Source organism: Pseudomonas sp. P5_B2, assembly GCF_056400445.1.
Genome location: NZ_JBFULH010000378.1, coordinates 4,002 through 5,976 on the forward strand (window position 1 = coordinate 4,002; position 1,975 = coordinate 5,976).

The 1,975-nt window shown below is 60.7% G+C and carries 3 protein-coding genes; all 3 read right to left on the reverse strand.

Annotation, left to right across the window (positions count from 1 at the left end; all coding sequences use genetic code 11):
- Window positions 1-75: 75 nt before the first annotated feature.
- Window positions 76-642, reverse strand: coding sequence for a protocatechuate 3,4-dioxygenase subunit alpha (gene pcaG, locus AC1DRJ_RS20780; RefSeq protein WP_477803791.1), 567 nt, complete (start codon window positions 640-642; stop codon window positions 76-78).
- Between the two features lies 1 nt (window position 643).
- Window positions 644-1,348 carry a protocatechuate 3,4-dioxygenase subunit beta gene (pcaH, locus tag AC1DRJ_RS20785; RefSeq protein WP_477803792.1) on the reverse strand — a complete coding sequence of 235 codons (705 nt, stop codon included), beginning with the start codon at window positions 1,346-1,348 and terminating at the stop codon, window positions 644-646.
- Window positions 1,349-1,385: 37 nt separating this feature from the next.
- The coding region (locus tag AC1DRJ_RS20790; protein ID WP_477803793.1) for a thiolase family protein at window positions 1,386-1,975 on the reverse strand (590 nt) is incomplete at its 5' end.

The window sequence follows — 1,975 nt, forward strand, 5'->3', positions numbered from 1 at the left end:
GTGTCATTCAGCATTATTGGCACTGACACTCCGCCATCGCGAGCAGACTCACTCCTACAGGGGTTTGCGGTGTTCTCAGTAATCGAAGAACACGGTCTCGGCATCAGTGCCTTGCAGGATCACATTCCACTGATAGATACCGGACGCATCCTGCTTCGCCAGCAAGGTACTGCGGCGCTCGGCCGGTACACATTCCAGTAGTGGATCCGCCGCGTTGGCTGGCTCGCCATCGAAATAAATCCGCGTCAGCAAGTGCTTCACCAACCCGCGAGCAAACACCAGTACCACTAGGTGCGGCGCCTGGGTCGAACCTTTCAGGCCTTCAACCGTTCCCGGCTTGATGGTGGTGAAACGAAAGCGCCCTTCGGCATCCACCGGCACCCGGCCAAAGCCTTCGAAGTTCGGGTCCAGCGGTTTGTCCTGATCATCTTCCGGATGGTCGTACTTGCCGGCGGCGTTGGCCTGCCAGACTTCCAGCATCGCGTCGTTGACGACATCGCCGTTGCCATCGACAACTTGCCCGGTGATTGCCACGCGTTCGCCGAGGGTTTGTGCGACGGTCAGGTCTTCGCGGTTCAGCCAGGTCAGGCCGATGTGGTAATACGGCCCGACGGTGTGGGACGTGGTCGCGTTCAGCGTCATCTTATTTCTCCATCGGCGTGGCGTCGCGGCCGCGCAAGACGATGTCCCAGCGATAACCGAGGGCATAGGAAGGGATGGTTTTTTCCAGATCAAACGTCGCGATCAAACGCTCTTTGGCGCTGGTATCGGGCACGCAGTTGTAGATCGGGTCGTAAGCCAACAACGGGTCGCCCGGAAAATACATCTGGGTGACCAGGCGCGTCAGAATGCTCGGCCCGAACAGTGAGAAATGSATGTGCGCCGGGCGCCACGCGTTGTGGTGGTTGCCCCACGGGTAGGCGCCGGGCTTGATGGTCTGGAACTGATACCAGCCATCGGMGTCGGTCACGGTGCGGCCGGTGCCGGTGAAGTTCGGGTCCAGCGGCGCGTCGTGCAGATCGCGGGCATGGTTGTAGCGACCGGCGGCGTTGGCCTGCCAGATTTCCACCAGAATTCCCGGCACCGGCAGACCGTTTTCGTCCAGCACGCGGCCGTGAATGATGATGCGCTCGCCCTGTGGTTCGCCCGTGTGTTGGGCTGTCAGGTCGTTGTCTTTCTCATTAATACGATCGGCACCGATGGTCGGCCCGGTGATTTCCGACAGCGAGTGCGGCAAAAACACCAACGGCTTGGACGGCGAGCGCAGGTTGGTGGATTGATAGGTCGGGTGCAGGTAATCGGGCTGAGTGCCCTCCTGCGGGCGGCGGTAACCAGGCTTGTCAGTCATGTCGCTTTCCTCTGTTCTTATTTGTCGACGCGGCGTGTCAGACGCGTTCGATTGCCAGTGCCAGACCCTGGCCTACGCCGACGCACATGGTCGCCAGACCTTTCTTGCCACCGGTCTTTTCCAGCTGATGCAATGCGGTCAGCACCAGACGTGCACCACTCATCCCCAACGGATGGCCCAAGGCAATGGCGCCACCGTTCGGGTTTACCTGAGCCGCGTCGTCCGCCAGCCCCAGTTCGCGCAACACTGCCAAACCTTGGCTAGCGAAGGCTTCGTTGAGTTCGATCACATCAAAATCGCTGACGGCCAGACCGAGGCGCTCAGTCAGTTTGCGCACCGCCGGGACCGGACCAATGCCCATCACCCGCGGCGCAACGCCGGCGCTCGCCATACCCAGCACTTTAGCGCGGGCGGTCAGGCCGTGTTTCTTCACCGCTTCAGCGGACGCCAGAATCAACGCCGCAGCACCATCATTCACGCCCGAAGCGTTGCCGGCGGTGACGGTTTTGTCGGGACCGTTGACCGGTTTGAGTTTGGCCAACATTTCCAGGGTAGTGTCGGCGCGAGGATGTTCGTCCTGCGTGACCACCGTTTCACCCTTTTTGTGGGCAATCCGCACTTCAACGA